General features: G+C 64.0%; 29 protein-coding genes and 1 pseudogene. 9 read left to right on the top strand and 21 right to left on the bottom strand.

Translation table 11 applies throughout. From position 1 onward, the window contains the following. The 4 genes from OJJ21_RS14370 to OJJ21_RS14355 all read left to right on the top strand — a co-directional run. Positions 1 to 590, top strand: a 590-nt coding sequence (locus tag OJJ21_RS14370) for an ABC transporter permease (RefSeq protein ID WP_297687270.1), incomplete at its 5' end; no start/stop codon positions are given. After that, positions 587 to 1,375 (top strand): ABC transporter ATP-binding protein, encoded by a 789-nt coding sequence (locus tag OJJ21_RS14365; protein WP_297687269.1) that lies wholly within the window; start codon positions 587 to 589, stop codon positions 1,373 to 1,375. The genes OJJ21_RS14370 and OJJ21_RS14365, both read left to right, overlap by 4 nt. Before the next feature lie 138 nt (positions 1,376 to 1,513). Next, positions 1,514 to 1,723: a dodecin family protein gene (locus OJJ21_RS14360; protein WP_297687268.1), complete on the top strand. Its 210-nt coding sequence runs from the start codon at positions 1,514 to 1,516 to the stop codon at positions 1,721 to 1,723. A 39-nt stretch (positions 1,724 to 1,762) separates the two neighbouring features. Then, complete coding sequence (locus tag OJJ21_RS14355) at positions 1,763 to 2,194, top strand: GNAT family acetyltransferase (protein WP_297687267.1); 432 nt, start codon at positions 1,763 to 1,765, stop codon at positions 2,192 to 2,194. A gap of 22 nt (positions 2,195 to 2,216) precedes the next feature. Here OJJ21_RS14355 and OJJ21_RS14350 read toward each other — a convergent pair whose 3' ends face one another. The 5 genes from OJJ21_RS14350 to OJJ21_RS14330 form a co-directional block, all read right to left on the bottom strand. Further along, on the bottom strand, positions 2,217 to 2,723 hold the full coding sequence (locus OJJ21_RS14350) for a DUF1993 domain-containing protein (RefSeq protein WP_297687266.1): 507 nt from the start codon (positions 2,721 to 2,723) through the stop codon (positions 2,217 to 2,219). Between the two features lie 120 nt (positions 2,724 to 2,843). Then, positions 2,844 to 5,273 carry a methyl-accepting chemotaxis protein gene (locus tag OJJ21_RS14345; RefSeq protein WP_297687265.1) on the bottom strand — a complete coding sequence of 810 codons (2,430 nt, stop codon included), beginning with the start codon at positions 5,271 to 5,273 and terminating at the stop codon, positions 2,844 to 2,846. Positions 5,274 to 5,384: 111 nt separating this feature from the next. Then, positions 5,385 to 5,981: a PAS domain-containing protein gene (locus OJJ21_RS14340; protein ID WP_297687264.1), complete on the bottom strand. Its 597-nt coding sequence runs from the start codon at positions 5,979 to 5,981 to the stop codon at positions 5,385 to 5,387. A gap of 233 nt (positions 5,982 to 6,214) precedes the next feature. Next, positions 6,215 to 7,297: an AraC family transcriptional regulator gene (locus tag OJJ21_RS14335; RefSeq protein WP_297687263.1), complete on the bottom strand. Its 1,083-nt coding sequence runs from the start codon at positions 7,295 to 7,297 to the stop codon at positions 6,215 to 6,217. Positions 7,298 to 7,635: 338 nt separating this feature from the next. Further along, the gene (locus OJJ21_RS14330) at positions 7,636 to 7,992 is read right to left on the bottom strand and encodes an ArsC family reductase (RefSeq protein ID WP_297687262.1); all 357 of its coding nucleotides are present in this window, start codon (positions 7,990 to 7,992) and stop codon (positions 7,636 to 7,638) included. An 86-nt stretch (positions 7,993 to 8,078) separates the two neighbouring features. On the opposite strand from OJJ21_RS14330, the gene OJJ21_RS14325 reads away from it, so the two are divergent. After that, the gene (locus tag OJJ21_RS14325) at positions 8,079 to 8,900 is read left to right on the top strand and encodes a potassium channel family protein (protein WP_297687261.1); all 822 of its coding nucleotides are present in this window, start codon (positions 8,079 to 8,081) and stop codon (positions 8,898 to 8,900) included. A gap of 18 nt (positions 8,901 to 8,918) precedes the next feature. Here the strand turns inward: OJJ21_RS14325 and OJJ21_RS14320 are convergent, their stop codons facing one another. The 5 genes from OJJ21_RS14320 to OJJ21_RS14300 form a co-directional block, all read right to left on the bottom strand. After that, positions 8,919 to 9,347: a RidA family protein gene (locus OJJ21_RS14320; RefSeq protein WP_297687260.1), complete on the bottom strand. Its 429-nt coding sequence runs from the start codon at positions 9,345 to 9,347 to the stop codon at positions 8,919 to 8,921. 13 nt (positions 9,348 to 9,360) lie between these two features. Further along, positions 9,361 to 10,542, bottom strand: coding sequence for a formate-dependent phosphoribosylglycinamide formyltransferase (gene purT, locus OJJ21_RS14315; RefSeq protein ID WP_297687259.1), 1,182 nt, complete (start codon positions 10,540 to 10,542; stop codon positions 9,361 to 9,363). A 110-nt stretch (positions 10,543 to 10,652) separates the two neighbouring features. Next, entirely contained in the window at positions 10,653 to 11,087 is a 435-nt protein-coding gene (locus OJJ21_RS14310; protein WP_297687258.1) for a GFA family protein, read from the bottom strand. An 89-nt stretch (positions 11,088 to 11,176) separates the two neighbouring features. Continuing rightward, complete coding sequence (locus OJJ21_RS14305) at positions 11,177 to 11,671, bottom strand: SRPBCC domain-containing protein (protein ID WP_297687257.1); 495 nt, start codon at positions 11,669 to 11,671, stop codon at positions 11,177 to 11,179. Beyond that, a complete protein-coding gene (locus OJJ21_RS14300; RefSeq protein ID WP_297687256.1) occupies positions 11,668 to 11,997 on the bottom strand; it encodes a metalloregulator ArsR/SmtB family transcription factor in 330 nt (109 codons plus the stop codon). Before OJJ21_RS14300 ends, OJJ21_RS14305 begins: the two co-directional genes overlap by 4 nt. A 129-nt stretch (positions 11,998 to 12,126) precedes the next feature. On the opposite strand from OJJ21_RS14300, the gene OJJ21_RS14295 reads away from it, so the two are divergent. After that, positions 12,127 to 12,600, top strand: coding sequence for a VOC family protein (locus tag OJJ21_RS14295; RefSeq protein WP_297687255.1), 474 nt, complete (start codon positions 12,127 to 12,129; stop codon positions 12,598 to 12,600). Position 12,601: 1 nt separating this feature from the next. Here the strand turns inward: OJJ21_RS14295 and OJJ21_RS14290 are convergent, their stop codons facing one another. Then, positions 12,602 to 13,537: a LysR family transcriptional regulator gene (locus tag OJJ21_RS14290; protein ID WP_297687254.1), complete on the bottom strand. Its 936-nt coding sequence runs from the start codon at positions 13,535 to 13,537 to the stop codon at positions 12,602 to 12,604. 97 nt (positions 13,538 to 13,634) lie between these two features. On the opposite strand from OJJ21_RS14290, the gene OJJ21_RS14285 reads away from it, so the two are divergent. Then, positions 13,635 to 14,036: a RidA family protein gene (locus OJJ21_RS14285; protein ID WP_297687253.1), complete on the top strand. Its 402-nt coding sequence runs from the start codon at positions 13,635 to 13,637 to the stop codon at positions 14,034 to 14,036. A 481-nt stretch (positions 14,037 to 14,517) separates the two neighbouring features. Here OJJ21_RS14285 and OJJ21_RS14280 read toward each other — a convergent pair whose 3' ends face one another. From OJJ21_RS14280 to OJJ21_RS14270, 3 genes are all read right to left on the bottom strand, one after another. Then, on the bottom strand, positions 14,518 to 16,146 hold the full coding sequence (locus OJJ21_RS14280; protein ID WP_297687252.1) for an ABC-F family ATP-binding cassette domain-containing protein: 1,629 nt from the start codon (positions 16,144 to 16,146) through the stop codon (positions 14,518 to 14,520). Between the two features lie 165 nt (positions 16,147 to 16,311). Continuing rightward, positions 16,312 to 17,193 carry an NAD(P)H-binding protein gene (locus OJJ21_RS14275; RefSeq protein ID WP_297687251.1) on the bottom strand — a complete coding sequence of 294 codons (882 nt, stop codon included), beginning with the start codon at positions 17,191 to 17,193 and terminating at the stop codon, positions 16,312 to 16,314. A gap of 70 nt (positions 17,194 to 17,263) precedes the next feature. Beyond that, on the bottom strand, positions 17,264 to 17,938 hold the full coding sequence (locus tag OJJ21_RS14270) for a class I SAM-dependent methyltransferase (protein WP_297687250.1): 675 nt from the start codon (positions 17,936 to 17,938) through the stop codon (positions 17,264 to 17,266). A gap of 86 nt (positions 17,939 to 18,024) precedes the next feature. Here OJJ21_RS14270 and OJJ21_RS14265 point away from each other — a divergent pair, with 86 nt between their 5' ends. Then, positions 18,025 to 18,654, top strand: a complete 630-nt coding sequence (locus tag OJJ21_RS14265) for a TetR family transcriptional regulator (RefSeq protein ID WP_297687271.1) — start codon at positions 18,025 to 18,027, stop codon at positions 18,652 to 18,654. A 95-nt stretch (positions 18,655 to 18,749) separates the two neighbouring features. On the opposite strand, the pseudogene OJJ21_RS24410 reads toward OJJ21_RS14265, so the two are convergent. Then, positions 18,750 to 18,812 (bottom strand): annotated as a pseudogene (locus tag OJJ21_RS24410) (hypothetical protein); the annotation flags it as partial. A 20-nt stretch (positions 18,813 to 18,832) separates the two neighbouring features. Next, the gene (locus OJJ21_RS14260; RefSeq protein ID WP_297687249.1) at positions 18,833 to 19,903 is read right to left on the bottom strand and encodes an NAD-dependent epimerase/dehydratase family protein; all 1,071 of its coding nucleotides are present in this window, start codon (positions 19,901 to 19,903) and stop codon (positions 18,833 to 18,835) included. Between the two features lie 124 nt (positions 19,904 to 20,027). Between OJJ21_RS14260 and OJJ21_RS14255 the strand changes: the two genes are divergently transcribed. Next, a complete protein-coding gene (locus OJJ21_RS14255; RefSeq protein ID WP_297687248.1) occupies positions 20,028 to 20,669 on the top strand; it encodes a TetR family transcriptional regulator in 642 nt (213 codons plus the stop codon). Positions 20,670 to 20,709: 40 nt separating this feature from the next. On the opposite strand, the gene guaA is transcribed toward OJJ21_RS14255, so the two are convergent. The 5 genes from guaA to guaB form a co-directional block, all read right to left on the bottom strand. Continuing rightward, positions 20,710 to 22,269, bottom strand: coding sequence for a glutamine-hydrolyzing GMP synthase (gene guaA / locus OJJ21_RS14250; protein ID WP_297687247.1), 1,560 nt, complete (start codon positions 22,267 to 22,269; stop codon positions 20,710 to 20,712). A gap of 43 nt (positions 22,270 to 22,312) precedes the next feature. Further along, positions 22,313 to 22,810: a tetratricopeptide repeat protein gene (locus OJJ21_RS14245; RefSeq protein ID WP_297687246.1), complete on the bottom strand. Its 498-nt coding sequence runs from the start codon at positions 22,808 to 22,810 to the stop codon at positions 22,313 to 22,315. A gap of 117 nt (positions 22,811 to 22,927) precedes the next feature. Further along, complete coding sequence (locus OJJ21_RS14240) at positions 22,928 to 23,422, bottom strand: tetratricopeptide repeat protein (RefSeq protein ID WP_297687245.1); 495 nt, start codon at positions 23,420 to 23,422, stop codon at positions 22,928 to 22,930. Positions 23,423 to 23,455: 33 nt separating this feature from the next. After that, positions 23,456 to 24,748, bottom strand: coding sequence for an RsmB/NOP family class I SAM-dependent RNA methyltransferase (locus OJJ21_RS14235; protein ID WP_297687244.1), 1,293 nt, complete (start codon positions 24,746 to 24,748; stop codon positions 23,456 to 23,458). A 6-nt stretch (positions 24,749 to 24,754) separates the two neighbouring features. Continuing rightward, positions 24,755 to 26,218: an IMP dehydrogenase gene (gene guaB / locus OJJ21_RS14230; RefSeq protein WP_297687243.1), complete on the bottom strand. Its 1,464-nt coding sequence runs from the start codon at positions 26,216 to 26,218 to the stop codon at positions 24,755 to 24,757. Positions 26,219 to 26,225 lie beyond the last annotated feature (7 nt).

Genomic DNA, 26,225 nt, shown 5'->3' with positions numbered 1-26,225 from the left:
ATATCGCCATCACCATCTGGCGCGTGCTCGGCGGCTTCGTGATTGCCGCCGTCTTCGCCGTGCCGCTCGGCATCCTGATGGGCGCTTTCAAGAGCGTGGAGGCCTTCTTCGAGCCTTTCATTTCCTTCGCCCGCTACCTGCCCGCCTCGGCCTTCATCCCGCTGCTGATCCTGTGGGCAGGCGTCGGCGAGGCGCAGAAACTGTCCGTGATTGTCATCGGCTCCTTCTTCCAGATCGTGCTGATGGTCGCCGTGATCGTCGGCGGCAGCCGGCTCGACCTGGTCGAAGCCTCCAAGACGTTAGGCGCAAAACGCTCCGGCATCGTGCTGCGCGTGCTGCTGCCCGGCGCCCAGCCGCAGATCGCCGAGACGCTGCGCCTGGTGCTGGGCTGGGCCTGGACCTATGTGATCGTCGCCGAACTGATTGGCGCGCAGAGCGGCATCGGCCATATGATCATGGACAGCCAGCGCCTGCTCGATACCGGGCAGATGATCTTCGGCATCTTCGTCATCGGCGTGATCGGCCTGGTGTCCGATTTCCTGTTCAAGCAGGCCAACCAGCGCCTCTATCCCTGGTATTTCATCAAGTGAGCAAACTTCGCATCGAAAACGTCAGTCGCGTTTTCCCGGGCGTGCGTGGCGGCGAGCCCACGCGCGCGCTGGAACCGGCGACGCTGAACGTGGAAGACAACGACTTCATCACCATCCTGGGGCCCTCGGGCTGCGGCAAGAGCACGCTGCTGCGCATCGTCGCCGGCCTGGATCAGCCCACCACCGGCCAGGTTCTGCTGGATGGTGCAGCAGTGCGCGATCCCGGCCCCGATCGCGGCATGGTGTTCCAGTCCTACACGCTGTTTCCCTGGCTGACCGTGCGGCAGAATATCTGTTTCGGCCTGCGCGAGAAGAACGTGCCGGACAAGCAGCAGGAAGAGATCGCCGCCCATTTCATCGAGCAGGTCGGCCTGCGCGGCTTCGAGAATCATTTCCCCAAGATGCTGTCGGGCGGCATGCAGCAGCGCACCGCGCTGGCCCGCGCGCTGGCCAACGATCCGAAAATCCTGCTGCTCGACGAGCCTTTCGGCGCGCTGGACAACCAGACCCGCGCGCTGATGCAGGAACTGCTGCTCGGCATCTGGGAGCAGCATAAAAAGACCGTGCTGTTCGTCACCCACGATATCGACGAAGCGATCTTCATGGCCAACCGCGTGCTGGTGATGACCGCCCGCCCCGGCAAGGTGAAATGCGACATCGGCATCGACCTGCCGCATCCGCGCCATTACACGGTGAAGACGACGCCGGAATTCGCCGCCTACAAGGCGCGCCTGACCGAGGAAATCCGCGTCGAGTCGATCCGCGCGGCCCAGCTCGAGCACTGACCGCCGATATTCCGCTTCCGCGCCCCGGACAACCGGGCTAGGCTTGCCACGGCCCGTCACAGAAGCGGGACCGTATGCTGCGCATCGTCGCGGCGGTTCGCGATGGCCCGCAGCCCAACAGGCAACCGGGAGAACGTCATGGCCGATAGCGTCTATAAAGTGATCGAAATCGTCGGCACCAGCAAGGATTCCTGGGAGAAGGCAGCCAAGGTGGCTGTCGATCGCGCCGCGAAGTCGCTGCGCGATCTGCGCGTCGCCGAAGTGGTACAGCTTGATATGCAGATGAATAACGGCAAGATCGAAGCCTATCGCGCGAAACTCAAGGTCTCGTTCAAATACGAGGGCTGACATCGGAGATCACGGCGTTGCGGCCGGACGTGTATTAAAATGGATATCAGAGTCTTTCTGCCCCGTGACCGCGACGCCGTCATCGCCCTGTGGGAAGCCTGCGGCCTGACACGGCCATGGAACGATCCCGGCAGCGACATCGCTTTCTGCGTCTCGAAGCCTGAATCGACCATCCTGGTCGGCGAGGCCGAAGGCCCAGAGAACACCAAACGCGTCGTGGCCAGCGTGATGTGCGGCCATGACGGCCATCGCGGCTGGCTGTATTACCTCGCCGTCGATCCCGCCCTGCAGAAAGGCGGCCATGGCCGCGCCATGGTGGCCGCCGCCGAGAACTGGCTCAAAAGCCGCGGCGTGCCGAAAGTCATGCTGATGGTGCGGCCGGAAAACGACAGGGTGCGCGCCTTCTACGACGCACTGGGCTATGCGGAAGAACCGCGCGTGATCTTCAGCCGCCGGCTGGACGGGAAGTAACCCGCCCAGCCTGCCTGCGACCTCAGCCCAGGTTGAGGAAGTCCCGCTTCACCAGCGGCAGACCCTTGTGGCGCAGGATGTCGTAGGCCGTGACCGCGTGGAAAAAGAAGTTCGGCAGCGCAAAACCGAGCAGATACTCCTGCCCGGTGAAACTCAGCTCACCGCTGCCGGTCTTCAGCGATACCGGGCGGGTTTCCGAACCCGCGAACGCAGCCTCGCCGATGCCGTTGATGAAATCCAGCACCGCCGTGATGCGCGCCTGCAGCTCGGCGAAGCTGGTTTCGGTGTCGGGATGGCTCGGCGGGGTCACGCCCGCCGGCCGCGCGGCGCCGAATTTTGCCGCGTCGCAGGCAGCCTGGATCTGGCGCGTGAGCGCATACATGTCAGGCGCCAGCCGCGCCTCCAGCAGTTCCTCGGGCTTCATGCCCTGGGCGGCGGCATGGGCCTCGGCCTTGGCCAGCAGGTTGGACAGCATGCGCAGGCTGCGGGCAAAGACCGGCACCGAGGCCTGGTACATCGATAACGACATGTGATCTGATCTCCGGATGGCAGGATGAATGGCGGCCGCACTGCGCGGTCGCGACAGGACCCGTGTCCAGTTAGGCGCCGGCCATGCAAATGGCAAGCCCGCGACCGTGCAGCCAGGCGTTCAGTTTGCGCCGAAATAGGCTTTCAGCGTGGCCGCCATGGTATCGTCCAGTGGACGATAGCTGACCGCCACCATGCCGCCTTCGACACGGATCACCTTGGCTTCGACCTCGAAGTCCTGCTGGCGCCCCTCGATCCGGACGGCCGCCTTCAGCCGGATCGCGGCGCCGGCAGCAGGAGCCGTGGCAACCGGTCCGAACAGCATGCCGTTGCTGCTCCAGTTGCGCAGCGGCGCGACCGCACCATTCAGCGTGACGCGGTCGTCGGCATGGCTGTCGTGCCGGCTGGTGCGACGGCGCTCTGCCACGCTGCCCGCGCCATGGCTGAAGAAATCGACCAGGGTGGTCAGTTCGCGCGACTGGTAGGAGAGATTCTGCGTCGAGGCATTGGTCTGCTCGACCAGCGCGGCATTGCGCTGGGTCATCTCGTCCATCTGGCCGATGGCGGTATTGACCTCCTGCATCGCCCGCGCCTGCTCGCCGCTGGCGGTGGCGATTTCGGCCACCACTTCGCCGACCTGCAGCACCGAGGCAAGGATATTCTGCAGCGACGAGCTGGTCTGGTTGACCAGATCGACACCCTGCCTGACCTGGCCATTGGACGTATTGATCAGCGTCTTGATGTCTTTCGACGCATTGGCCGAACGTTGTGCCAGCGCACGCACTTCCTGCGCCACCACGGCAAAGCCCTTGCCCGCCTCGCCGGCCCGCGCCGCCTCGACTGAAGCGTTGAGCGCCAGCAGGTTTGTCTGGAAAGCGATCTCGTCGATCAGCCCGACGATATCGCCGATCTTCTGCGCGCTGCCTTCGATTTCGCTCATCGCCGTGACCGCGGCATCGAGCACGGTGCCGCCCTGCCGGGCGGTATCGCGCGCCTCGGCGGCGCTGCGGTTGGCCGCCTGCGCATTGTCGGCATTCCGCTTAACCGTTTCCGTCATCTGATGCATGGCGGCGGCGGTCTGCTCCAGCGTGGCCGCCTGGCTTTCGGTGCGATGCGCGAGGTCCTGTGTGCCGGTGGCGATTTCCGCAGAGGCCTCGTTCACATTGGTGGCGGCATCGCCGATCCGCCCGGTGATTTCCCTGAGCTTGTCGATGGTGGCATTGCAGCTGTCCTGCAGGTGCCTGAGCTGACCGGCGAAATCGCCGTCCATGCGGCGATTCAGGTTGCCCTGCGCCATCTGCTCCATCACACCGTCGAGCGCATCGACGGCCCGCGCCACCGTGTCGACCAGACCGTTGATGCCGGCGGCGATGTCGCGCATGAAGCCGGTTTTGCCCTGCAGCGAGAGACGCGAGCGGAATTCGCCACCGTTGGCCTGCTCGACCAGACCGCGCACCTCGTTCTCGACCGTGACCATGTCGCTGACATCGATGAACTGGATCACCGCGCCGACCTTCGCGCCGGACCGGCTGAGGGTTTCGGCGGCCTCGATGTCGTAGACCTGCTCACCGAACCGCAGACGCAAGGCGCCGGTCCGTGCGGTCAGGGCCCCCAGATCGCCAAGCTGCGCATGAACGGCGCCCAGCTGCCGCCCCACCACGGAGTCGGCCCGGAAGTCGGCGAGCTGCGCCCGGATCACCGGTTCGGCCCGCTCCAGCATGGCGAACATCGCTGCATTGGCAAACAGGACCAGTCCCTGCGTATCGACCACCATGAAACCGGCGCGCGCACCGTTCAGGGCGTTGAGCGCGCGGGCGGAATCGATGGCGGCTTCCTGCAGCGTGATGATGCCGCGCGCGATGGCGCCGAACGCATCCCGGCGCTGGCTGCCCGGCACGGCGCCGTCATAATCGCCGCCGGTCAGGCGCTCCAGCGCATCGGCGAGCCGCTGCGGCAAGGCGTTGCAACTGCGCGCGGCATAGCCGGAAATGGCCAGGCTCGCAGCACCACCGATGACAACGGGCCACCACCAGTTGCCGGTGCCGGAGAGCGCATAACCCGCGATCCCGACGCCGCCCAGCAGCAGGCCGAGCGCCGCATTGCCCCAGAGCAGGCCGGGCATCGTCAGGCTGGTGCCGGATGCGCTGCTGTCGCCGCCGCGGAACTGCCGCTGCAGCCGGCGCCGCCAGGACAGCAGAGCGCGCGTCAGCTCGGTGGAGACGATATGGAACGGGCCGCTCGGCGCGGTATCGCGGTCGTAGCCGGCACGGTCGCCGGTCAGCGCCTTGCGCAGGGTGTCGCCGGCGCAACGGTGAAATTCGGCATGCAGCTGGCGTACGCGCTCGTAATCGGCGCCACGTTCGGCCAGCGGTGCCGCCGCGCCTTCACTGTAAATCCATTTGCCGAACTGGCAGCGGTTGTCGAGGCAGGCCTGTTCCGGCGCAATGTCGCTGGTCTGCGTCTCCACGGCGCTCTTGAGGCGATCCTTCCACTGGGCATGCGCCTTAACGGCAGTATCGAGCGCGGTGAGGATCGGTTTTTCGACAGTCATTTTTTATCTCGGCGAAGCGGGCAGTACCTTGCCTGGAGTAATACACCCCAGATTGAATATCCTTTGTACAATCCTATTTTGTGATTAAAGCAAGCCTTATCCGGGTTATTTTTACCCGGGCCCAGGCAGGTGTCGGACCGACAGCGCCGCCTGGATGCTCCCTTCTCCGCGCTGCTCGTCGAAATACAGCCGCAACAACGGCAGGGCATTGCCGTGGTCCTGCACCACCAGCGCCATGTCCATGGTCTCGCCGTCGCCGCCGAGCGGCAGGCGCAGCACGTTGTAGGACAGCGGCTGGCCGCCGCTGCTGATCGCGCTGAGCTGGACATACTGCGGTTCCAGGGTCTGCTGCATCTCGCACAGCGCGTTCCACAGCAGGCGGCCATGCTGCGGCGGCACCAGATCAAGCACCGACCGGCCGGTCCAGTCCTCGCCGGTCAGATCGCGGCTGAGCGTGCCGGCCAGGCGATAGCGGAAGTCGGGCGGGTCGGGCACCACCTCGATCAGCATCAGACGGGACAGGATCGGTTTGAGTTCGAGCGGATCGAAGTCGCTGCGCGATGGCAGGCGGCGCGGGCCACGTTTGCGCTGCCATAACTCGCAGGGCAGCCGGAACACCGGATGGTCGAGCGCCTGCGCCAGCGGCAGATGCGCATGCTGCACCCGGCGGTCTTTCGGATCGACGGCAACGGGCCGGTGCAGCGCCACGATGTGGTCCTCCCTGCCCCGTCTGCGCGGGGCCCGGATCAGGATAGACCGATGGCGCCGGCGCGCAAGCCGGGGAACTCCCTGCGGACGGCAGTTGGCACCGCGGCGGCATAGAGATAAGGAGAACACGATATGATCGTGCACTGCGACAGCAACAATCACGTAGTTATACGGTCACGTGACGCGAACAACACCCTTCACGGCGAGAGTGAATATTATATTGGTACCGCTCATCACCTGACCCCGGCAATGGTGCCGTGAGATTGCCAGAGCAGTGTTGTCGCCCAACGCGACATCAAATCAGCGGCGTTTTGGGCTGAATCGCCGATCTGCGGGAGCGGAACGATGCCGGCTGGACGTGCCAATTCGGCATCCCGAGCCTGGCGCGGTGTCACGCCGAAATGCTCGCGGAAAAGCCGGCTGAACTGGCTGGGCGAGGCGAAGCCGTAGTCGAGAGCGATGTCGAAGATGCCGCGGTGTCGTGTGTGCGGCGAGGTCAAGGCCTGGAAACAGGCGACAAGACGGCGGCGCTGGATGTGGCTCCACAGTCCGCCCTGCTGCTTGAACAGACGATAGACAGTCGCGCGCGAGCAGCGAAAATGCCGGCAAATTTTTGCTGGGCTAAGATCAAAATCACTCAGATTCTTCTCGATGTAGCGGCAGATGACAGCGAAAGAAGCGCCCTCAGCAGCGCTCGATGCGATGTCGCCGTGCCGCGCCAGGGAATCCATCAGGCCGAGCGTGACCTGAACGATGGAGTCGGCCTCCTCCGCCCGGGCCGCAGAAAGGGTTTCGCGAAGTGATACCAGATAGCTGGAGAATATCCGCGCGGCAGCCGAGCCGTCGGGCAGGAAGCTGCCGCGGAGATCGGTCAGATAGGGTAGTTCCTCGCGCAGCAAGGGGCGCGGCAGCACGAATGTTATGGCCCGGGCATCGACAGATTGCGCATCGAGCTCATAGGCCATGTTGACCGCATAGACATTGCCCCATTTCTGAACGAAATCAGCTTTCCCGTTGACGACGTGGTTGCTGCCTTCACAGAGCAATTGAAACAGGACGTGATCGACATCGTCGAACCTGGCCATCCATTGGCGGTCGCGCCTGAATGTCTGGGCTGCGAATTTCGATTCGGCCAGTATCGCCCTGCCCAGATGGAACTGGTGAATTTCCGGGAGGGGATCGCCGGGGCGCGATTCACGGACGGGTTGCACATCGAAATAGGGCGCGACGCTTTGCCGCCACAAGACGAGGTGCTCATCCTCTGGCACGATACCGGGCGACAGCGATGTACTTAAGATTCGATTTTCCATCGACATGCTGTTTCTATCGGCCCTGGGCAACTATCAGTCGCCGGTAGGCTAGGCTGGGTGCCGACGGGGATGCAACCATAAAGAAGCAGGTCCCAGGAACCTTGGTTTAAAGATACGGAGGGGACATTTATGCGCGTATATAAAGGGCGAATGCGCAATTATGAGTTCTGCTTTTTCATTCAGCAGAGAGTTCAGATTTCGCTCAACGCAATCAATCAATTCGGCTGATTTGAATCACCAGACCCTACCGAGTGATCCGGCTTATATCTGTTTGCGCAGCATGCGGCACATTCTTGATGCCAAACCTCAGCATGCAAACTGGCCCTGCGTAAATGGGCACTGCTTTAGCCTTTCTTCAGCGCCGCCGCATAAAGCTCCGGCTTGAAGCCGGCCATCACTCTGCCGCCGCCATAATCCAGCATCGGCCGCTTGATCATCGCGGGCTGCGCGATCATCAGCGCGATGGCCCTGGCCTCGGTCAGGCCTTCGCGGTCGGCGTCGGGCAGCTTGCGGAAGGTGGTGCCGGCGCGGTTCAGCACGGTTTCCCAGCCGAGCGCCCTGCACCAGGCCTGCAGATGCGCGCGGTCGATGCCTGCCGCCTTGTAGTCGTGGAAGTCGTAGGAAACGCCATGGCCGGACAGCCAGGCGAAGGCCTTCTTCATGGTGTCGCAGTTTTTGATGCCATAGATGGTGACGGTCATGGATTTCGCCTAGAATGCTGTCCGGATTTTATGCCGGATCGCGGCGGGGTGGCGCAAGCCGGCCCAGGCGCCTAAACTGCGTGCCGATGACAGAGCTATTCTCAGACCAGGAAAACGCCGAGCGGCCGGTGCCATCGGGTCGCGGCTTCCGGCGCCGGCTGCAGGATCTCTATTTCGGCGAGGATCGCGAGGCGCGGCGCTTCCGCTACGGCCTGGTCATTTTCGATATCCTGACCATCGCGCTGTTTATCCTGGTTTCCACCGTGGATGACCACTGGTGGGTCTTGCCGCTCGATTTCGCGCTCGGCGCCCTGCTCAGCCTTGAGCTCGCGCTGCGCCTCTATGCCGAACCCGACCGGCGCCGCCAGGTCTTCAGCCTGGCCATGCTGGCCGACCTGGCGGTGATCGCCTCGCTGTTCCTGCCGGTGCTGCTGGAAAATCTCGCCTTCCTGCGCATCTTCCGCGCCTTGCGGCTGCTGCGCTCCTATCACCTGCTGCGCGACCTGCGCTCAAGCTCGCTGTGGTTCCGCCTGCATGAAGACGTGATCTGGCGCAGCCTGAACCTGGTCGTCTTCATCTTCATCGTGACCTCCTTCGTCTATGTCACGCAGCACGGCGTCAATCGCGGCATCTCGACCTATGTCGACGCGCTGTATTTCACCATCACGACACTGACCACCACCGGCTTCGGCGACATCACGCTGGTGGGGCCCGGCGGCCGGCTGCTGTCGGTGCTTATCATGATCGTCGGCGTCAGCCTGTTCCTGCGCCTGCTGCAGGCGATTTTCCGGCCCAACAAGGTGCGCTACGAATGCCCCGACTGCGCCCTGCGCCTGCACGACGCGGATGCCGTGCACTGCAAGCATTGCGGCCGCGTGCTGCCGATCCCGAGCGACGGCGCGGACTAGGCCGTCGCAACTGTCCGCTCAGGGTCCGGGCGGATCGCCGGCGCCGTCGCCCTGCAACGCGGCAATCACTTCGATCTCGATCAGGAAATCCGGATTGACCAGCGCGGTGACGCCGACCAGCGTGCTGGCCGGATAGGGACCGTCGCCGAACACCTTTGCGCGCGCGCCGCGCACCGCCGGCAGCTTGTCGGGCGTCAGGCCGACCACATAGGTCACCATCTTGAACACATGCGAGAAATCCGCGCCGACCGAGGCCAGCGCGGTCTTCAGATTCTTCAGCACCTGCTCGGTCTGCGCGCCCAGATCGCCCTTGCCGACCAGGTTGCCCTCGGCATCGAGCGCCACCTGGCCCGAGATATGAACCTGCCGGCCGGCCGTGACGACAGTGACATGCGTATAGCCGGTCGGCTTCGACAGGCCCGGTGGGTTGCTGCGGTCGATGGTCATGGCCCTGCCCTCTTCAGCTGTTGTACCTGATCTTCACCTTGTCGGCGGCGGCCTTCGCGGCCTTGCGTGCGGCATCGGTATCGCCGTCCTTCACCAGCGCCAGCGCCACGCCCATGCGGCGATAGGGCCGCGTGGTCGGCTTGCTGAAAATGCGCAGGTCGATATCGGTGCCGGGCGCCGGCGACTGCAGCGCGTCGGCCAGGCCTTCGATGGCGAAGTCGGTGGCGTCGCGGTCGGCCAGGATGACGGCCGAGGCGCTCGCGCCATGCTGGGTGATGCCGGGGATCGGCAGGCCGAGGATGGCGCGGGCATGCAGGTCGAATTCGGTCAGGTTCTGCGAGATCAGCGTCACCATGCCGGTATCGTGCGGGCGCGGCGACAGTTCGGAGAAGATCACCGCGTCGTCCTTGATGAAGAATTCGACGCCGAACAGGCCATAGCCGCCGAGATTGTCGACCACGGCTTTCGCCTGGCGCTGCGCCTCGGCGATGGCCTTGGCCGACATCGGCGTCGGCTGCCAGCTTTCCTGATAATCGCCGCGTTCCTGCCGGTGGCCGATCGGCGGGCAGAAGAGCACGCCGTCGCGGGTGCGGATGGTGAGCAGGGTGATCTCGTAGTCGAAGGCGATGAAGGCCTCGACGATCACGCGCTTGCGGTCGCCGCGCATGCCGGCCACGGCATAATCCCAGGCCCTGTCGATATCGGCCGGCGCCTTCACCGTGCTCTGGCCTTTTCCAGAAGATGACATGACTGGCTTTACGACGCAGGGGATGCCGACGCTGGCGACGGCAGCGCGCATCTCCTCCAGGCTTTCGGCATAGAGGAATTTCGACGTCGGCAGGCCGAGTTCGTTGGCCGCCACATCGCGGATGCGGTCGCGGTTCATGGTCATCAGCGTGGCGCGCGCCGAGGGCACCACCTTCTGGCCGCGCTCCTCATATTCTTTCAGCACTTCGGTGCGGATCGCTTCCACTTCCGGCACCACGAAGTCGGGCTTGTGTTTGTCGATGGCGGCGCCGAGTGCTGCGCCATCCAGCATCGAGAAGACCTCGAAACCATCGGCTACCTGCATGGCCGGCGCGCCGGCATAACTGTCGCAGGCGATCACCTGGGCGCCGAGGCGCTTGGCGGAGATGACAAATTCGCGGCCCAGCTCACCCGAGCCGAGCAGGAGGATTTTGGCGGTGGGGGTCATGGTCTTGGTGGTCTCGCTCGCCGTTACATGCAAGCAAGGCTTATAGCAGCCGCGGCCCGCGCAAGGCAAAGCCCGGCCCCCGAATCTGGCCCCCCAGAACGCGCCCGGAGTCAGCCCGTCGGCATGGTCTCGAACTTTGTCAGGGCCGGATCGAGCGGGTCCCAGGCCGGACTGCGCGCGGCATAGGTGACCACCTGCGGCGTGAAGCGCGACGGATCGTCCAGGCTGGCGGCGTGGATGGTGAAGAGATCGGGCATCGCGGCAAAGGTCAGGTAGACCGGCGCGCCGCAGTTTGGGCAGAAGCCATGCCGCTTCAGGTTGCCGCTGTCGCCGGCGATCTCCCATTCCGTTGCCGTGCCGCTGAGGCTCACCGCCTTGCGATCCGCAAAGGTGAGGTAGGAGCCGTGGCCGGTGCCGCTGCGCTGCTGGCAGTGGCGACACTGGCAGTGGTTGGAAAACACCGGCTCGGCCGCGATCTCGTAGCGGATGGCGCCGCAGGCGCATCCACCATTATAAGGTTTGGCGCCGGTATAAGGCTTGGTCATCGGATTTCCCCTAAACGTAAAAATTCGGACGCAGTTGCCCTGTCCGCCGGAGGCCGGCGGCGAAACAGTTCAGATCGGTTGGGTTTAACTCAGCTCTGCTCGCCGGCGACGCTGCCGAGAGTCTCGACACATTTGACCCAGCCCTTGCCCATATTGGTGTAGGCCGTGTCGTTCTTCGGCAGCACGAAGCCGGAATGCTCCATGCGCAGTCGCGTACCGGTCTGCACACGGTGCAGCGTGAAGGTCACCACCGTGTCGAGCTTCGAGCCGTAGCCGACATTGGCTTCGTCGCCGCCGCGCCAGGCAAAGGCGAAGCGTTCGAGCGGCGCAACCTCCAGCACTTCGCAGCGGATGGTGCCATCCCAGGCGCCGGCCGGCGCGGTCCGGAAGGTGAAGCGGTTGCCCACCACCGGTTCGAAACCGGCCGGCTTCATCATCCAGCGTCCCATCAGGTCGCCATTGGTGATGGCCTTCCACAGCACTTCGGCGCGATGCGGGAAAACCTCGTCGATCACGATCGAAGTCGAATTTGGCGAGGTGGTGTCGGCAGACTGCATGTCGGATTTCACGGCAATGTTGTTCATGGGTCGATATCCTTGAGCACGGCGCGCAGCCTGTCGAAGTTGTCACGCCAGAAGGCAGAGTAGTGGGTCATCCAGTCGACCAGCGGCAGCAGCCCGTCTGGCTGCGCGCGGTAATAAACGTTGCGGCCCTCGGGCCGTTCGATCACCAGGCCGGCCTGCTTCAGCGATCTGAGATGCTGCGAGATGGCGCCCTGGGTGACGCCGCTGCCGCGCGTCAGCTCGGCCACGGTGATTTCCTCGGCGCTGACCACGCGCTCGAACACCGCCCGGCGGGTGGGGTCGGCAAGGGCGCGCATGACAGCGGAAACGGGTGTGGCTTCGATCATGGAATTATATTAGCCACGACTTATTGATTAGTCAATACTAATTTGTCACTTTTATTTCTCCGCGCTGTCGGAACAGCCGCCCCGGCAGCGTCCTTGGGTGACAAACCCCTGCAGAGGAAGGAACACGCCATGAAGGTTACGCAATGTCTCTGGTTCGAGAAGGACATGGACGCAGCGCTCCGCCTCTACACATCCCTGATCCCCGGGTCGTCGCTCGACTGGGGTTCGGCACTGCCCGCTGAATCGCCGTCGGGGCCGGCCGGCAGCGTGAAAATCGCCGGCTTCACGCTGGGCGACCAGCGCTACATGGCCTTCCAGGCCGCCGGACGGCCCGATGCCTTCAACCACTGCATCTCGATCATGATCGAATGCGACAGCCAGGCCGAGATCGACCGCCTGTGGGATGCCCTGGGCAAGGACGGCCGGTACGAGCAATGCGGCTGGCTGCGCGACCGCTGGGGTCTCGCCTGGCAGATCAACGCCAGGCGGCTTGGCGAGCTGCAGAAAGGCCCGGACCGCGCGGCGGCGAAACGCGTGACCGAAACCATGCTCAAGATGGTGAAGATCGATATCGCCGCGCTGGAAGCGGCAGCGAAGGGGTAACCTACCGGCCTCTGCCGCTTTCCTTGACGATATCGAGGAAGGCGCGGAGCGCCGGCGGCACGGCGCGGTGGCCGGGATAATACACAGACAGCGTCTCCGCCGCCGGCATCCAGCCGGACAGCACCTGGCGCAGCTGCTTCGTCTTGAGCGCAGCAGTTGCGGCGGCATCCGCGACATAGGCGATGCCCAGCCCCTGCGCTGCTGCTTCCGCCATCAGCCGGTCGTCATCGAGGATGAGCGCGCCGGGCGGATCGAGCACCAGTGTTTGTTTGCCGCGCTCGAACTCCCAGCGGTACAGCTTGCCACCCGGCAGCCGGTGACGGATGCAGCGGTGGCGCATCAGGTCGTCGGGTGTTTTCGGCAGGCCGGCACGCTTGAGATAGCCCGGCGCGGCGACGCAGACGAAACCCACCGGCCGGCCGAAGCGCACGGCGATCATGTCGCGCGGGATCGTATCCCCCAGCCGCAGCCCGGCATCGAACCCGCCGGCGACGATATCGACCAGCCGTCCCTCGGCGACCAGATCGACGGTGACATCGGGAAAGCGTTCGGCCATGCGCGGCAGCACCTCGCGGATCAGCAGCGCGATGCCGAGCGGCGGCGCATTGATCCGTACCATGCCAGCAACCTTCCCGCTGCCGCGAAACGCCGCGACGCTGTCGAGCGCATCGTCCAGCGAGGCCAGCGCGGTCTGCAGGCTGGCCAGCAGCCGGACGCCGGCCTCGGTGGGCGAGACGCTGCGCGTGGTGCGGTTCAGCAGGCGCACGCCCAGCCGCTCCTCCAGCCCGCGCATGGCATGGCTCAAGGTCGAGGGCGCCGTGCCGAGTTCATCAGCCGCGCGGCGGAAGCTGCGGTGGGTGGCGACCGCCACGAAGGCGGCCAGATCGCTTAAGGATGGCCGGGTGGCTGAGGGCCGGGGGATTGAAGGCTGGGTCATTGCTGGTGATTTTGCATCACCCTGTACGGATTTCAACGTCTAATCCCAGCAATCCCCCGCCGCTATATCAGGCCTGTAGTCAAAACAGGAGCCTGCCATGACCAGACGCGACGCCGTTTTCCCGCCCGACCGCCACGCGCTGTATGACGCGCATCAGTATTCGCCGGCGATCCGTTCCGGCGACCTGCTCTTCGTCTCGGGCCAGGTCGGCAGCCGCGCCGACGGCTCGCCCGAACCGGACTTCGCCAGACAGGTGAAACTCGCCTTCGACAATCTCAACGCCGTGCTGAAGGCGGCCGGCGCCAGCTTCGACGACGTGATCGACGTGATCAGTTTCCACACCGATCCGGAAAAGCAGTTTGAAACCGTGATGGGGATCCGCGCGCAGGAAATCGGCGAGGCGCCCTGGCCGACCTGGACGGCGCTGGGCGTGACCTGGCTGGCCGGCTTCGATTTCGAGATCAAGGTGGTGGCGCGGGTGCCGCTGGCGAAGATGTGATTGCGAAATGCGGTCGTGCTCCGACGGCCGCTTCCAACTACCAAACATTCGAGCGGTGCAAACAACCGCCAGCACAGGCAATAGAGAAAACCTATAATTTTCAATATATAGGCAATCCTGCGCAGGATATCCTTGACGGTCTCGAGGCGCAAAGATGATGCAAGCCAATCAGCTGCGAGGGCTGAAATATCGCTTGGTCTGGACCAAGCGGTGCCATTCAGGATACCATATTGAAATTCTCTATTGCGCACTCTGTTGCCAGTATATGCCTATGGACAAACAGAAAACCGATAAAAGGCGAGGATACCTGGTTCAACTACAAGCCGACCAGGCTTCGCAAATAGGCTTGCCCGTCAAGAGGGCAAAGTTTGGCAAAGGAAAGCGTCGGAGAGAGTAACTTTTAGTCTTATTAGCTGGCTTGCCTTCGCGTTCAAGAGTCCCGGCGAAAGGCTAGACAGAAAAGGGAGGAAGGCCTTCCTCCCTACCCGCCCGGATGCAGCCCCGGCGCTTCTTGGCCGGTCCGTTCCACATATTCGGTATAGCCGCCGGTGAACTGATGCACGCCTTCCGGCGTCAGTTCCAGCACGCGGTTTGAAAGCGCGGCGAGGAAATGGCGGTCATGCGACACGAACAGCATGGTGCCCTCGAAATCCGCCAATGCTGCGACCAGCATCTCTTTCGTGGCCATGTCGAGATGGTTGGTCGGTTCGTCGAGCACCAGGAAGTTCGGCGGATCGTACAGCATCTTGGCCATCACCAGACGCGCCTTCTCGCCGCCCGACAGCACGCGGCAGGTCTTCTCGATGTCGTCGCCGGAAAAGCCGAAGCAGCCGGCCAGCGTGCGCAAAGCCGGCTGTCCGGCCTGCGGGAATGACTTGTCGAGCGTTTCGAAAATCGTGTCGTCGCCGTCCAGCAGGTCCATCGAATGCTGGGCGAAATAGCCCATCTTCACGCTGCTGCCCAGCGAGACGCTGCCCTGGTCGGGTTTGGTGTCGCCGGCGATCAGCTTCAGCAGGGTGGATTTGCCCGTGCCGTTGGCGCCCAGCACGCACCAGCGCTCTTTGCGCCGCACCTGGAAATCCAGCCCGGCATAGATCGGCTGGCTGCCATAGCTCTTGTGCACGTCGCGGAAGTTCGCCACGTCTTCGCCCGAGCGCGGCGGGGTGCGGAATTCGAACTGCACGGCCTGGCGCCGCCGCGGCGGCTCGACGCGTTCGATCTTGTCCAGCTTCTTCACCCGGCTCTGGACTTGCGCGGCATGAGAGGCACGCGCCTTGAAGCGCTCGATGAACTTGATCTCCTTGGCCAGCATCGCCTGCTGGCGCTCGAACTGCGCCTGGCGATGCTTTTCGTTCAGCGCGCGCTGCTGGTCGTAGAAATCGTAATTGCCGGAATAGGTGGTGAGCGAACCGCCGTCGATCTCGACGATCTTGCCGACGATGCGGTTCATGAACTCGCGGTCATGCGAGGTCATCAGCAGCGCGCCATCGTAATCCTTGAGGAAGGCTTCCAGCCAGATCAGGCTTTCAAGGTCGAGATGGTTGCTCGGCTCGTCGAGCAGCATGCCGTCGGGCCGCATCAGCAGGATACGGCCAAGCGCCACGCGCATCTTCCAGCCGCCGGATAACAGGCCCACATCGCCATCCATCCGCTCCTGGCTGAAACTCAGGCCGGCCAGCACCTCGCGCGCCTTGGCCTCCAGCGCATAGCCGTCCAGTTCCTGGAAGCGGCCCTGCACCTCGCCGTAGCGTTCGATGATGGCGTCCATCTCGTCGGCTTGCTCAGGGTCGACCATCGCGGCTTCCAGCTGCGCCATTTCGGCGGCCAGCGCGCTCACCGGCCCGACGCCGTCCATGACGGCCGCGACCGCGCTCTGGCCCGACATCTCGCCGACATCCTGGTTGAAATAGCCGATCGTCATGCCGGTATCGATCGCCACCTGGCCATCGTCGGGCTTTTCCTCGCCGACGATCATGCGGAACAGCGTCGACTTGCCGGCGCCGTTCGGCCCGACCAGCCCCGCCTTCTCCCCCTTCTGGAGGCCCATCGACGCATCGATGAACAGAATCTGGTGGCCGTGCTGCTTGCTGACGTTATCGAGGCGAATCATGGGTCCGTACGGGCTGAAATCGGCGGCTAAAAATCGGCCGAAAGTACCGTCAGCATCGGCGCTTATCAAGCAGCTGCGCTGAGGGACCGTATTTTAGAGCTGCCAAATCTCTTCTTCAGAGGAAAGGTCATGATCGTCTTCGCGATGACGAACGAGCAACGGTGCCTAGCTGGCGATCAACGGACGCAAAACATCCTGGCAGAATGCGCGAAAGCTCGTTCGCCCGGTGCTCTGCGGGTTACGCCGTGCCAAACTATCAATGCCCTCTTCCTTGGCTCGATACATGTCGACATAACCTTGGGCGAAGGACTCGCTCGCACCACGGTCGAGGAACTGCTGCCGGAACTGCTCATAACTGATCTGCTGATAACAGATCCGGCGACCGATTACGTCCGACATGATCTCCGCCTGATCTCTGAAGGACAGGTCCTCTGGTCCCAGCAACGGAACGTCCTCCTGGCCCGTCCAGCGATCGTCGCCAAGCAGGCGAGCGGCAACCACGGCGATATCGCGGGTTGCGGTGAACGGGAGCTCCCTGTCCGGGTTGATCGGGCCGAAGAACATGCCCTTCTCGCGAATCACGCCGGCCTGGCGAGCCACATTCTCCATGAATGACGGCATGGCGATGCCACGAAAGGCGGCGCCGCTCGCCATCAACATATCGTCGGCCCGGATCGATGCGGTGACCGGCCCGGCCTTGTCCTGCCAGGGCGTGCCGCGCCCGAGCGCGGTCACCGAGACCACGCGCGGCACGGCATTCGACCGCAGCGCCGCAGCCGCAGGCCGCGTGAAGTCAAGCCAAGCCGCATCAAGACTCTTCGTCATGTCGGCCGGGACCAGCCAGAACACGGCACTGGCCCGGCTGAAGGCGCGATCCACAATCGATGGGTCGCCATGCGAGCCTTCGATGACTTCGACGCGATGGCGTATGGCGCCGGGAAGCTTGGCGACATCACGAACAACAAGGCGCAAGCTGGCGTCGGTGGCTAGAAGGTCGTCGACAATTTTCCTGCCGATCTGGCTTGTGGGTGCTGTTACGACGATCATGGGGATTCCTTTTTTCAAGTCGAGCCCAAAAGAAGATGGGCGGCGCGAATTTCGCCCCCCAGCTCGGGGATCACAGGCGGATGGTCAGTTCAATGTCATCGGCAAAGGGCACAGATCGATAGCCACTGCCGGTAGCTCGTACGCGGTCCAGATAACCCGGGCAAAAATCAGCATTGTCTGCGACGATCAGGGCGCCTGAATGCAGTCGCGGCGCAATCAGGTCGAGAACGTCCTTGTAGAGAGCCTTGGCGCCATCGAGCAGCAGCAGGTCAACGCTCTCGGGCAGGTCGCGTGCCAGTGTCTCCAGCGCGTCTCCCTCCCGAAACTCCACGAGATCGGCAAGGCCTGCCTCGACCAGGTTCGCCTTGGCACGCGCGACCTTTGAACGCTCGAACTCGCTAGTGATCAACCTGCCATCACCATTGTCCCTTAGCGCCGCTGCAAGGCAGATCGTCGACAGACCGAAGGATGTACCGAATTCGACGACCGACATCGCCCGCATCGACCGCGCGAGCATGTAGAGCAGATCGCCGGTCTGGCGCGAGACGGCCAGCGGGATGTCCTTCATCCGGCTGTAGAGATCCTTGTAATCCGCGCGGCTGCGCACGAGGCGCGCCTTATCCTCGCTGGTGAGGCCGTTCCAATACTCAGCGACGGAGGGCGTGGTGGCAGGGTCGACCGCATCGGCCTCGGTGAAGAGTCGGTCGAGCAGTGAGGCAACAGGGTTTGTGGTCAGGGTGGTCATGGACAGGCTCCTAGAATGCGTCTTGCGATGGCAGTGAAAATACGATTAGTTCGTCACATTCACTATTCGCATCCTGGAGAACGGTCATCGCCGCGCATAAAATTCCGCAGATTTCCTCGCGAAAGCAACCTCAGCAGGCACGCGCAAACGACCTCGTAGCATCGGTGCTCGCCGCTGCTGTTCAGGTTCTAAGGGCCGAGGGAGCCGCTCGATTCACCACGGCCCGCGTCGCCGAACGGGCGGGTGTCAGTGTCGGATCGCTTTACCAATATTTTCCGAACAAGGCAGCAATCCTCTTTCGCCTGCAAAGCGACGAATGGCTGCAAACAAGCGCGTTATTGCGGGACATCCTGAAGGATCGCAATCATTCTGCCGATGAGCGGCTGCGCACGCTCGTGCACGCCTTTCTCCGTTCCGAATGCGACGAGGCAGAGATTCGCACGGCGCTCGCCGATGCCGCACCGCTCTACCGCAACGCGCCCGAGGCTGACGCTGCGCGCGAGGCCGGGTCACTCATCATCGTCACTTTCCTGCGCGAGGCTCTTCCCACGCTCGACCAGGCGACCGTCGAGTTGGCCGCTGACCTCATAGAGACCACGCTTTCGCAGGTGGGTAGCCGCTTTTCGGAGCGCCCGAGAACGGAGCAAGAGATCGGCGCCTACGCCGATGCCATGGCGGACATGTTCTGCGCTTACCTTGCGCGGCTTTCCCGCTGAGGCGGCATATCTGGCGCCGTTATTAGCGATCTATCGAAGCGTCGAAACCGCCGATGCTACGACGCAGTATCCCGCAGCATCCAAACTACGCCCCCTCATTCCCATTCAATCGTGCCGGGCGGCTTCGAGGTGATGTCGTAGGTGAGCCGGTTGATGCCCTATCAGGACCGGTGACAAATCAGGGGCCAGCCGGCGCCGGCGCCGGTCGCGCCAGGCCGGGCACTGCATGTACGGCATGCGTGCCGCGACCCATGATCGCAATTCCTTCGGCAAAGCTGACGCGCGGCACGTAGCCAAGGTCTGCGCGCGCCTTGGCGATACTGATGGTGAACGGCTTGCCGATCAGACGCAGCATCTGGCGCGTAATGGGTGGCTCGCCGCTACGCCCCAGCATGCGCCATGCCGCACCCATGACGCCCGCCATCATCCAGGCCAGGCGGAACGGCACGGCACGGGCCTTCGGTACTATGTCGCGCGTGGCCAGCAACGCCGAGATGACGTTCTTCAGCGTGCCGTTTTCTCCGTCGGACACGAAGTAGGCCTCGCCGCCGCGGCCACGGTCGACGGCCAGCAGCAGCGCCTCGCAGAGATTGTCGACATGGCAGGTGGACATGGCCTGTCCGCCGCCGCCGACCCACTGGAAACGCCCGGCCCGCACGGTTTCGACCATGTGATCCAGGGTCGGCATATCCGGACCCCAGATAAAGGGCGGACGGATGGCGATGGTCTCGAAGCCTGGCCGGCGGCTATTGGCGGCCAGCAGCAGACGCTCGCCTTCGGCCTTCGACGACGAGTAGGGTGCGAAGTCGCGGGTCTGGAGCGGAAGACTCTCATCCACCTCGAGCATCGGTTCCGGATCCCCCATCACGACCGCCGCCGCACTGACGCCAATAACGCGGCGCAAGCCACTGGTCGCCATCGCAGCCTCCACAAGCGCTCGGGTCCCTTCGACATTCACTTGGTCGAAGACGGCGCGCGGCCCCCAGAGTTTGAAATGCGCGGCAACGTGGAAGACAACCTCGCAGCCCTCCAGACCGGAGCGCAGGGCGCGGGCGTCCGTCAAATCACCGTAGATCGACATAGCACCGACCCGCTGCACGGCTTCAATGGCCGCCCGGCTGCGCGCCAGCGCTTTCACCTGCCAGCCACGGCTGACAAGCAGCGTGATCAGGCGGGAGCCGACAAAGCCTGAGCCACCGGTGACGAAGGCGGTGCGCGGGGTCGCGGCGGGCTGGGAGCTGGGTTGCATGAAAACCTCCGGGTTAGGGCGATGCTGCGCCCCACTATATTCAAACCCGAACAATATACAACGAACATTTTATATAATTTGTTCTATGTTGCATATCCAGACAAGTTGCCCTAAAGTTCTCATCATGAAGACGCCCCCCGTCAGCACCGGCGAAGACCCTTCGTTTCGAGCACAGATTCTCGACGCTGCCCGCGCCCAGTTGAGGCGCTTCGGCGAAGCGAAAACGAATGTCGTCGATATCGCCCGCGCACTCGGAACGTCGCATACCACGATCTATCGCCACTTCCGCTCCAAGGCGGACATCTTCGATGCTGTGGTCGCGGAAGCCATGCGCGACGAAGAAGAGATGGCGCGTCGCTTCGTCGATGTGGATGGCCCGGCGGCCGAGCGGCTTGAGGCCATGGTGCTGGCCCTGCATGCCCGCAAGCGCGAGCGTTTCGCGGGCGACCCGGAGGTTTATCAGCTCTATCGGCGCATTGTTGAAGTGCGGCCGGACATCATCGCGGCTTATGCCCGCGCGATGACGGCGCTCATAGCCGAAATCATAGCAGACGGCGTCAAGCGGCGGGAATTCAGGGTCGATGACGTCGCGACCGCGGCGGGTGTGGTGCGGGATGCCGTCACCGTGTTCGTGCATCCCGCGCATGTCGAGGCCGCCGTGAAGGCCGGTCTGCCGGCCGAGGCGATGGCAAAGAATGTGATCCGCAGCCTTGTCGCCGCCTTCCGCACCGGCATGCAGTACGGACAGGCCGGCTCAGAAGGCTAACCGCCCACCCCTGGCGCATAGGCGGTGGTGACCGCCGGAATTACTCCCACTCGATCGTGCCCGGCGGCTTCGAGGTGATGTCGTAGGTCACGCGGTTGATGCCACGCACCTCGTTGATGATGCGGGTCGCCACGCGGCCGAGGAAGTCATGCGGGAAGGGGAAGTAATCCGCCGTCATACCGTCGGTCGAGGTGACCGCGCGCAGCGCGCAGGCCTGGTCATAGGTGCGGCCGTCGCCCATCACGCCGACGGTGCGCACCGGCAGCAGCACGGCGAAGGCCTGCCAGATCTGGTCATATAGCCCGGAGCGGCGGATTTCATCGAGATAGACCGCATCCACCTCGCGCAGCAGGTCGAGCTTTTCCTTGGTGATGTCGCCCGGAATGCGGATCGCCAGGCCCGGGCCCGGGAACGGGTGCCGACCGACGAGAGATTCCGGCAGGCCGAGTTCGCGGCCCAGCATGCGGACTTCATCCTTGAACAGCTCGCGCAACGGTTCGACCAGCTGCATGTTCATGCGCGCCGGCAGGCCGCCGACATTGTGATGCGACTTGATGGTGACACTGGGCCCGCCGGAGAAGCTGATGCTTTCGATCACGTCGGGGTAGAGCGTGCCCTGGGCGAGGAACTGCGCGCCGCCGATCTTCTTGGCCTCGGCCTCGAACACATCGATGAACAACCCGCCGATGGTCTTGCGCTTGGTCTCCGGATCGCTGACGCCGGCCAGCTTGCTTAAGAAAAGGTCAGACGCGTCGTTGTGGATCAGCGGGATGTTGTAATGGTCGCGGAACAGCCGCACGACCTCTTCGCCCTCGCCCTTGCGCAGCAGGCCGTGATCGACGAAGACGCAGGTGAGCTGGTCGCCGATGGCTTCGTGGATCAGCACGGCCGCCACCGAGCTGTCGACGCCGCCGGAGAGGCCGCAGATCACGCGGCCCTTGCCGACCTGTTCGCGGATTTTGGCGATGGCCTCGTTGCGGAAGCCCTTCATGGTCCACTCGCCCGAACAGCCGGCCACCTTGCGCACGAAATTGCGCAGCAGCTTGGCGCCATCCAGCGTGTGCATCACTTCGGGGTGGAACTGCACGGCGTAGATCTTGCGCACGTCATCGGCGATGGCGGCGAAGGGCGAACCGTCGCTGACGCCGACGGCGCGGAAGCCGGTCGGGATCTCGGTGATCTTGTCGCCATGGCTCATCCAGACCTGGTGCTTCTCGCCCTTGGACCAGACGCCGTCGAACAGGTCGCAGTTATCCTTGATCTCGAGGAAGGCGCGGCCGAATTCGCGGTGATGGCCGGTTTCCACGCTGCCGCCGAGCTGCATGCAGATGGTCTGTTCGCCGTAGCAGATGCCGAAGATCGGCAGGCCGAGCTTGAAGACGCCTTCAGGCGCGCGCGGCGAGAATTCTTCCGTCGTCGAGGCCGGACCGCCGGAGAAGATGATGCCCTTCAGCGTGCCGTGGTCGTTGACGAGGTCAAGGCACTTGTCCGCCTTCTGGAAGGGCACGATCTCGCAATACACGCCGGACTCGCGCACGCGGCGGGCGATCAGCTGGGTGACCTGCGATCCGAAATCGATAATAAGAATGCGCTCCGCCATCGGCGTTTTTAAACTCCTCTGCTGTAGAAAAAACCGGCTCGACTTAGCTCGGCTTGGCCGCCTTGTAGGCGGCGATCCTGGTTTTCAGTTCGGTCAGCTCGGCGCAGCCGAAGGTGCAGATGCTGTCGAGGCGCCTGAGGTGTTCCTCCGCCTTCTCGACATTGTTCACCTTCAGATAGGCCTCGCCGATATATTCATGGGCGCCCTTGTGGCGCGGATCGATGGCCAGCGCCTTCTCGTAAGCCGCAAAGGCTTTCGGATAGTCGCCCTGGTTGCGCTGGGCATAGCCGAGCCAGTTGAAGGCATCGGCATTCCTGTCGTCTTTCGCCACCACGCTGGAGAACAGCTCGACCGCCCTGGCCCAGTCCTTGGCGTCGATCGCCTTTTTGCCTTCGGCGAAATTCGGATCGACCGCCTTGGGCATGCCGGCGGCGGGATCGCTGCTGCCCATGGCGAAGGATGGTGCCGCCGGCACAGCCAGCGCGGCCAACAGGGTGAAAACAGCGATGGAAAGGCGGGAAAACTTGCGCGGGTCAGCCATGGCGGGGCTCCTTGGAACAGACGTCCTGGACACCCGCCATTATAGGCCGGACCGGCAGGACCGGGCCACCCTCCCGACAGGAGGGGGCGGCCCGGCCAGCAGTAAAAAACGCGCCGGTCAGCTCGGCTTGGCGGCCTTGTAGGCGGCGATCTTGTTTTTCAGCTCGGTGTATTCGGCGCAGCCGAAGGTGCACAGGCTGTCGAGCCGCTTGAGATGCTCCTCGGCCTTCGGCAGGTTGTTCACCTTGAGATACGCCTCGCCGATATATTCGTGGGCGCCGCGATGGCGCGGATCGATGGTCAGCGCCTTGGTGTAATTCGCAAAGGACATGTCGTAGTTGCCCTGGTTGCGCCAGGCATAGCCCAGCCAGTTGAAGGCATCGGCATTCTGGGCGTCCTTGGCCACCACCTGCTCGAACAGCGGAATCGCCCTGGCCCAGTCCTTGGCATCGATCGCCTTGCGGCCCTCGGTGAAATTCGGGTCGGCCGGCTTGGCCGCGGGGGCCGGATCGGAACCGGCGGCCAGGACCGGTCCTGCGATCAAGACCGGCGCGGCCAACATGAAGCAGGCGGCCAGGGCAAGGACAAAGCGGGAGATCGAAAGACGCGACATGCAGAAGCTCCTCATGTTGATGTCCAGGCCGGCTCATGCCTGCCCCCCTGACGGCTGCCTTTGGAAAGCGGCGGCGAAAAAGCCGTCGGTGCCATGCCGGTAAGGGGTCAGGTTCAGGCGGTCGCCGGACCGGATACGCTGATCGGTTACACCCGCCGGCCACGCCTCGGCCAGAGGCAATGCCGTAAACTCCGCGTGATGCGCCAGGAACCAGTCGGCCTGGTCGCCATTCTCGGCCGGCAGGATCGAGCAGGTGGCATAGACCAGCCGGCCGCCCGGACGCACCAGCTTTGCGCCATCTTCCAGCAGGCCGCGCTGGCGGCGCAATACCTCGTCAAGGCTGGCGGGATCGTAGCGCCAGCGCGCTTCCGGATTGCGGCGCCAGGTGCCGCTGCCCGAGCAGGGCACATCCAGCAGCACGCGATCCGCCCTGCCTTCAAGCTCGGCCAGCAGCGCCGGCATCGCATCGGCATCGCGGATCACGATGTTGCGAGCCCCGGCACGTTCCAGTCGCGGCACCAGCCGGGCGAGCCGGCGTGCGTCGTTATCGCAGGCCTGCAGCACGCCCTGATTGCGCATGCAGGCGGCCAGTAACAGCGTCTTGCCGCCGGCGCCGGCACAGAGATCGACCACGGTTTCATCCGGTTTCGCATCGACCAGCAGGCCGGCCAGCTGGGCCGCTTCATCCTGCGGTTCGATCAGTCCGTCGCGATATAAGGAATTCATGTCGAGCCGCACGCGTTCCGGAATCCGGATGCCGATCGGCGACAGCGGCGTGGCGGCGGCGGCGATGCCATCGGCGCGCAGCTGTTCCAGCACCGTTTCGCGGTTGGCCTGCAGCGTGTTCACCCGCAGATCGAGCGGCGCGCGGCCGTTCAGCGCGGCGAGTTCCATCTCGGTATGCACACCGAAAGTGGCCTGTACCATCTCGGCCACACTGGGCGGCAGGTTGGCGCGCGCCCAGAGCGGCGCGTCTTCATCGCTGGGCAGTTTCGACAGCGCCGCGATCTCGGTGTCATCCAGCGCCGGCGGGCCATAGCCGCCCGCTGTGCAAAGCTCCTGCCAGACATGCAGCGGCGTGGCCGCATCGGCAAACACCAGCAGGCGCGGCGTCAGTTCGGCACCGGCCTGTTCGACACGCCAGCGCCGCATGCCCTGCTCGCGCAGCACGGCATAAACGGTTTCGCTCACCGCGCGGCGATCCTTGGCACCGGCAAAACGGCTGCGCCGCTGCCATTCAGTGACCACACGGTCGGCGGCAGCGGCGCGCTGTAAAATCTCGGCGATGATCTCGATGCTGGCGGCGAGCCGCGCCGCAGGGGTCATGCGACCTCAGCCCTCCTGCCGGTAATTCGGCGCTTCGCGGGTGATCGCCACGTCATGCACATGACTTTCGCGCAGACCGGCCGAGGTGATGCGCAGGAAGCGGCAGTTGCTGCGCATCTCTTCCAGCGTCGCATTGCCGGTATAGCCCATGGCGGCGCGCAGGCCGCCGACCAGCTGATGCAGGATGGTGCCAACCGGACCCTTGTAGGCGACACGGCCTTCGATGCCTTCGGGCACCAGCTTCAGCTTGTCGCCGACTTCCTGCTGGAAGTAGCGGTCGGCCGAACCGCGGCCCATGGCGCCCAGCGAGCCCATGCCGCGATAGGATTTGTATGAGCGGCCCTGGTAGAGGAAGACCTCGCCCGGCGCCTCGTCGGTGCCGGCCAGCAGCGAGCCGATCATGCAGGCGCTGGCGCCGGCGGCGATCGCCTTGGCCAGATCGCCCGAGAACTTGATGCCGCCATCGGCGATCACCGGCACGCCGGCCTTGTTGGCCACCGACACCGCATCGGCGACAGCAGTGAGCTGCGGCACGCCGACGCCGGCGACGATGCGCGTGGTGCAGATCGAGCCCGGGCCGATGCCGACCTTGACGGCATCGACGCCGGCATCGATCAGCGCCTTGGTGCCTTCGGATGTCGCGACATTGCCGCCGATCACCTGGGTGAGATTCGAACGCTTCTTGATCGCCGCGATGGTTTCCAGCACGCGGCTGGAATGACCATGCGCGGTATCGACGATGACGATATCCACGCCGGCATCGATCAGCGCCTGGGCACGTTCCAGCCCGTCGGCACCGGTGGAAACGGCGGCGGCGCAGCGCAGGCGGCCCTGCTCGTCCTTGCTGGCATTGGGATGCAGGCGGGCCTTTTCGATATCCTTCACCGTGATCAGGCCGACGCAATGATAAGCCTCGTCCACCACCACCAGCTTCTCGATACGATGCTGGTGCAGCAGGCGCTTGGCCTCGCCGCTGGAAACGCCCTCCCGCACGGTGATCAGCGGACTCTTGGTCATCAGCTCATGCACCGGCTGCGCCATGTTGGTGGCGAAACGCACGTCGCGGTTGGTCAGGATGCCGACCAGCTTGCCGCCCTGCCCTTCGGTGACCGGAATGCCGTGGATGCCGTAGCGCTCCATCAGCGCCAGCGCATCGGCCAGCGTGGCATTCGGCTCGATGGTGAGCGGATTGACCACCATGCCGGATTCGAATTTCTTGACCGCGATGACCTCGCGGGCCTGTTCCTCGATGGTCATGTTCTTGTGCAGCACGCCGATGGCGCCGGCCTGCGCCATGGCAATCGCCATCTTGGCCTCGGTGACGGTGTCCATCGCCGCCGAGATCAGCGGGATGCCGAGTTCGATGCTGCGGGTGATGCGCGTGCGGGTATCGACTTCGGTGGGCAGCACGCTGGAAGCTGCCGGCTCGAGCAGAACGTCATCGAATGTATAGGCTTCACGGAACTGCATCGGGTGG

Source organism: Ferrovibrio sp. (genome assembly GCF_025869515.1).
GTDB lineage: Bacteria > Pseudomonadota > Alphaproteobacteria > Ferrovibrionales > Ferrovibrionaceae > Ferrovibrio.
Note: the sequence above shows the minus strand (reverse complement) of the source record. Positions and strands in the feature narration are given on the sequence as shown.